The sequence below is a fragment of the Mycobacterium sp. NPDC003449 genome (assembly GCF_053588415.1).
The window spans coordinates 72,779-78,778 of the sequence record NZ_JBSFPX010000009.1 but is presented as its reverse complement, the minus strand read 5'-3'; the positions used below and the strand labels follow the sequence as shown (position 1 = coordinate 78,778).

The window sequence follows — 6,000 nt, the reverse complement described above, 5'->3', positions numbered from 1 at the left end:
CCTCAACCCACGCCGTCGCCGGTGCTTCACCCCGCGCCGGCCGAACCCGCCCCGCCCGTAGCCAGCCCGCCGATTGCCGATGCGCGGCCGAATGACCAGGAGGGTGAACTGTGAACCGTTGGTTCAAACGCGTTCTCGCGGGGGCGCTCGTGATGATGGTGTTCGTGAGTGCCGGGATCCTCATACGAACCCGTGTGAACGACGGCAGCACGGTGGTGGCGTACTTCGCGAACAGCAACGGTGTGTTCGCAGGTGACGAAGTACGCGTACTAGGTGTTCCGGTCGGAAAGATCACGCGCATCGATCCGGAGCCCAACCGTGCGAAGATCACGTTCTCCCTCAATGGAGACGTCAAGGTGCCCGCCGACGCGAACGCGGTCATCATCGCGCCCTCGCTGGTAGCCGTGAGGGCCATCCAGATCACGCCGGCCTACAACGGCGGCCCGGTCATGCCCGCCGGGGCCGTCATACCCGAGTCGCGCACGGCCGTGCCGGTCGAGTGGGACGAACTGCGCGTTCAACTCCAGAAACTCACCGAGACCCTGCAACCCACGCAACCGGGTGGTGTGAGCACCGCCGGTGAGCTCATCAACACCGCCGCCGACAACCTCCGCGGCCGTGGTACGGACATCCACGGAACACTGGTCGCACTGGCACAGGCGTTCTCGGCCCTCGGCGACCACAGCAACGACATCTTCAGCACGGTCAAGAACGTGTCGATCCTGGTGTCGGCCCTCAGCTCCAGCAGGGACCTGATGCGTCAACTCAACGACAACTTCGCCGCCGTGACGGCGTTACTGTCCAACCAGCCGAACGAAGTCGGCCAGGCCATCGGATCGGTCAACGCCGTAATCGGCGACGTCGAGAATTTTGTCAACGAGAACAAGGACACGCTCGGCACCACCGGAGACAAACTCGCCTCGGTGTCGACGGCAGTGCACCAGAGCCTCGAGGACATCAAGCAGACGTTGCACGTCTCACCGAACGCCGCCGCCAACTTCCTGAACGTCTACAACCCCGCACAGGGTGCGGTCACCGGCTCGCTCGCGGCGACGAACTTCTCCAACCCGATCCAGTTCATCTGCGGCGCCGTGCAGGCCGCGTCACGCCTCAACGCCGAGCAGGCCTCCAGACTCTGCGTGCAGTACCTCGCGCCGATCTTCAAGAACCGTCAGATCAACTTCCCGCCGCTGGGATTCAACGCCCTGGTCGGGGCTCAGGCGCGTCCGAACGAACTGACGTACTCAGAGGACTGGATGCGACCCGACTACGTTCCACCACAACCGCAATCGGAGCCCGGAGGGGTGACGCCGGACGGAACACCGGCCCCACCAGCTCTTCCCGCCGAGGCGGCAGATGGCCCGTCGGCTACGCATACGACCGACCCGTCTATGGGCCTACAGGGCATCATCATGCCCACCGGAGGTGGATAGTGTCCGTGTCCCGATCCGTTCCCGTAATCCTGGCCGTGTTCGTGGCCGCGGGTTGCAGCTGGCAGGGCGCGAACTCGCTGCCGCTACCGGGCACCCGAGGCCACGGCCCGGGGGCCTACTCGGTCCAGATTCAGCTTCCCGACGTCGACGCGATCGAGCGCAATTCCCGTGTCCGCGTTGGTGATGTCACCGTCGGTTCCGTCACCGCGATCGAACGGCAGGGCTGGCACGCGCTGGTCACGGTGGCGATCGAGCGCGACGTGAAACTGCCGGCGAACGCCTCCGCCACCATCGGGCAGACAAGCCTCCTCGGCTCGAAGCACATCGAACTGGCGCCGCCGTCCAACGCGGAACCCAATGGCAGTCTGACGAACGGCAGCGTCATCCCCCTTTCGTCGGGGGCGACGTACCCGTCCACGGAGCAGACGCTCTCGGCGGTGTCACTGGTCCTGAACGGCGGCGGAATCGGGAATATCCAGGAGATCACGCGCGAGCTGTCGACGGCCTTCGCGGGCAGGGAAGGCGACCTGCGAGACCTCATCGACCAACTCGACGTCTTCATGGCGTCGCTGGCCGATCAGGTGGATGACATCACCGCCGCGACCGACAGCCTGAACGCGCTCGCGGCGAGATTCGCCGAGAACAAACTGATCGTCGACCGAGCCGTGAAATCGATTCCCGAGGCGCTGGCCGTCCTCAAGAGCACACGCGACGATCTGGCCAACGCGCTGGACCGATTCGGCGAATTCAGTTCGGTCACCGCCGATACGGTCACTCAGACCAAGGACAGGGCGGTGCAGGAGCTCCACCAACTGGGCCCGGTGCTGCAGTCGCTGGGTGACGCCGGACCTGCGCTCACGCGATCGTTGAGCTTCCTGACCGCGTTCCCCTTCGCGAAGGAGACGCTGCCCAACGTCCAACGCGGGGACTACATGAATCTCACCAGCGTATTCGACCTGACGATGAGCCGACTCGATCAGTCCTTCTTCGTCGGCACGCGTTTCGAGGGCAACCTCACGGAACTGGAACTCCAGTGGGGCCGGACACTGGGGCAGCTACCGAGTCCCTACAATGCGGGTAACCCGCTCGCCCTCCCCTACCGTACGGATCAGGGGCGCTGACCATGCGTGTAACCAGGATCATCTGGCTCCAGTTCAGCGCCTTCGTCGTCGTCGCGGTCGTGGCATCCACGATCATCATCTTCGGATACATAAAGCTGCCAACACGTTTCGGAATCGGTCGCTACGAGGTGACGATTCAACTGCCTGAGGCATCCGGACTGTATGAACGCGCCAACGTGACATACAGCGGTGTGGAGGTCGGCCAGGTCAGATCCGTCGAGTTGAACGACGACGGGGTCGTCGCACGGCTGTCACTCCGGTCCGACGTGCCGATTCCGTCGGATCTCGGTGCTGAGGTCCACAGCGTCTCCGCGGTGGGCGAGCAGTACGTCGCACTGGTTCCCCGCCGAGCCGACGCGGCACCCCTCAAGAACGGCGACGTGATCACGGCGCCGAACACGGAGGTGCCACCGGACATCAACGCCCTTCTCGACGCGACCAATCGCGGCCTCGAGGCGATACCGCGCGACAATCTCAAGACCGCAATTGATGAGTCGTACAAGGCTTTCGGCGGTCTCGGTCCGGAAATCCATCGTCTGATCGCCGGCTCGATGACGCTCGCCGGCGATGCACAGCGCAACCTACCGGATCTCCTGAACGTCATCGACAACGCGGCACCCATTCTGGATACCCAGAGCGATACCGCGGATTCGGTGCAGGGATGGGCACGACACCTGGCCGCCCTGACGACCAGCCTGCGCGGCCACGACGCCGACGTGCGAGGACTCGTTCAGAACGGCGCGGCAGCGGCCGACGCCGGTCGTGACCTGTTCAACCGACTGCAACCGACGATCCCGATCATCGCGGCCAATCTCGCGAGCGTCGCACCGGTGCTGGTCACCTATCGCCCGGACCTCGAACAGTTGCTGGTCCTGCTTCCCCAACAGGTGGGGACGATGCAGGCTGCCACGATGGCCGATCGGTATGCCGATACGCCCTATCGAGGCACCTACCTGAACTTCAAACTGTCGGTCAACCTTCCGCCTCCGTGCACCACGGGTTTCCTTCCCGCTCAACAACAACGGGCGGCGAGTTTCGAAGACGCCCCGGATCCGCCCGCCGGAGATCTGTACTGCCGGATACCTCAGGACTCTCCTTTCGTCGTTCGAGGGGCTCGCAACTACCCCTGCGCCGCCAAGCCCGGAAAGCGGGCACCCACTGCCCGGATGTGCGAGAGCGACGAGGAGTACGTTCCGTTGAACGACGGGCTGAACTGGAAGGACGATCCGAACGCGACCCTGTCCGGCCAGGGAGTGCCGCAAACTGCGGCACCGCCCGGAGCGCCACCGCCGGCGGCGGTCGTACCGCCCATCGCCGTGGCGCCGTACGACCCCGCGAACGGTTCGTACATCGGCCCCGACGGAAAGCTGTACAGGCAACAGGATCTCGCCAGCCCCGCTGCGCCGAAGAAGTTCGAGGACATGATGGTGCCGGGTGGATCACCGTAGACCGCCGAAGGACACGGTCATCCGCGCACCGAACCCGCCGTCACCTTCGCCGCGGGAGAAGAGGAACATTGCCATGACGGCGCGACACACCCCGGAGCCGGTCACTCCGGTTCTCCTGCACGTCGAGGAGCGCATCGCGCGGATCACGCTCAACGATCCCGAACACCGCAATGCGATCACTCCGGCGATGTCCTCCGCCCTCAGCGACGCCGTGCACGCCGTGGAGCAGGACCCCGACGTTCACGCGGTCGTGGTCACCGGAGCCGGTTCCGCCTTCTGCGCGGGTGCGGAACGGTCGACGTTGCGGACCGCCGACGAAACCGTGCTACGCCAGCTGTACAAGGGATTTCTGGCGGTCGCCGACTGTCGCCTTCCCACCATCGCCGCGGTGAACGGCCCGGCCGTGGGGGCGGGACTGAACCTCGCACTGGCCTGCGACGTCCGCGTGGCGGGGCCGCGTGCGAGATTCGACGCGCGTTTCCTCGAACTCGGTGTGCATCCCGGCGGGGGAGCGACGTGGATGCTTCAACGGGCGATTGGACCCGAAGCCGCACGGGCCGCCCTGCTCTTCGGGACGGCCTTCGACGCCACCGAGGCGGTCCGTCTCCGCCTGGCGTTGATGATTGCCCAGGACCCGCTGCAGACGGCGCTGTCATTGGCCGCTGCTCCCGCCGCCGCCGCACGTGAGCTCGTCGTGGTCACCAAAAGGACGATGCAGCAGACGATTTCGCCCGGTACGACGTCCGGCGCGAGCCACGAACTATCCGTCGAGATCGAAACCGGGCCTCAGGTCTGGTCTCTGCAACGGATCGCCTCAGCTCAGCAGGCGCTGTAGGAAGGATCTCGCGTGGGTATCGGTGTACAGGTGGAGGGACTGACCAAGTCTTTCGGGTCTCAGCGGATCTGGGAGGACGTCACCTTCGACATCCCCGCTGGTGAAGTGAGCGTGCTGCTGGGCCCGTCGGGTACCGGTAAGTCGGTGTTCCTGAAGTCCCTGATCGGTCTCCTCCGACCCGAACGGGGGTCCATCCTGGTCGACGGGACTGACATCATCGAGTGCTCGGCCAAGGAGCTCTACGAGATCCGCACGCTGTTCGGCGTGATGTTCCAGGACGGCGCGCTCTTCGGCTCCATGAGCCTCTACGACAACACGGCGTTCCCGCTTCGTGAGCACACGAAGAAGAAGGAATCCGAGATCCGTCAGATAGTGATGGAGAAGCTGGACCTGGTCGGTCTGGCCGGTGACGAGGGCAAGTTCCCCGGTGAGATCTCCGGTGGTATGCGCAAGCGCGCCGGTCTGGCCCGCTCGCTGGTGCTGGATCCGCAGATCATCCTCTGCGACGAGCCGGACTCCGGTCTGGACCCCGTTCGTACGGCTTACCTGTCGCAGCTGCTGATCGACATCAACGCGCAGATCGACTGCACGATCCTGATCGTCACGCACAACATCAACATCGCCCGCACGGTGCCCGACAACATGGGCATGCTGTTCCGCAAGCACCTGGTGATGTTCGGCCCCCGCGAAGTGCTCCTCACGAGTGACGAGCCGGTCGTGAAGCAGTTCCTCAACGGTCGCCGTATCGGTCCCATCGGCATGTCCGAGGAGAAGGACGAGTCGACGATGGCCGAGGAGCAGGCCCTCATCGACGCCGGTCACCACGACGGCGGTGTCGAGGAGATCGAGGGTGTGCCGCCGCAGGTCATGGCCACCCCCGGTATGCCCGAGCGCAAGGCCGTCACCCGCCGCCAGGCGCGCGTGCGCGACATCATGCACACCCTGCCGCCGGCCGCCCAGCAGGCCATCCGCGACGACCTCGAGAGCAACAACCAGTACGCGTCGGCCGAGCAGCCCACCGCGGCCTCGCGTCACCGCGACCGCGACGAGGACACCGCCGAACTCGCCGCCGTTCCGACCCGAGGCTCGGGCGTTCCGTGACGGTCGAGCGGGTACGACACGCAACGCTCGACGCCGCAACGGAGTTCGAGCACCTCGCCACA

5 protein-coding genes are annotated in these 6,000 nt (G+C 65.3%); all 5 read left to right on the top strand.

Annotation, left to right across the window (positions count from 1 at the left end):
* Positions 1-110: 110 nt before the first annotated feature.
* The 5 genes from ACWDTP_RS04955 (at position 111) to ACWDTP_RS04935 (ending at position 5,938) form a co-directional block, all read left to right on the top strand.
* The gene (locus tag ACWDTP_RS04955; RefSeq protein ID WP_450017157.1) at positions 111-1,433 is read left to right on the top strand and encodes an MCE family protein; all 1,323 of its coding nucleotides are present in this window, start codon (positions 111-113) and stop codon (positions 1,431-1,433) included.
* A 35-nt stretch (positions 1,434-1,468) separates the two neighbouring features.
* A complete protein-coding gene (locus ACWDTP_RS04950; RefSeq protein WP_450017155.1) occupies positions 1,469-2,554 on the top strand; it encodes an MCE family protein in 1,086 nt (361 codons plus the stop codon).
* Positions 2,555-2,556: 2 nt separating this feature from the next.
* Positions 2,557-4,002: an MCE family protein gene (locus ACWDTP_RS04945; protein WP_450017154.1), complete on the top strand. Its 1,446-nt coding sequence runs from the start codon at positions 2,557-2,559 to the stop codon at positions 4,000-4,002.
* A 73-nt stretch (positions 4,003-4,075) separates the two neighbouring features.
* Positions 4,076-4,837, top strand: coding sequence for an enoyl-CoA hydratase (locus tag ACWDTP_RS04940; RefSeq protein WP_450017152.1), 762 nt, complete (start codon positions 4,076-4,078; stop codon positions 4,835-4,837).
* Positions 4,838-4,849: 12 nt separating this feature from the next.
* Positions 4,850-5,938, top strand: coding sequence for an ABC transporter ATP-binding protein (locus ACWDTP_RS04935; protein ID WP_450017150.1), 1,089 nt, complete (start codon positions 4,850-4,852; stop codon positions 5,936-5,938).
* The last annotated feature ends 62 nt before the right edge of the window (positions 5,939-6,000 follow it).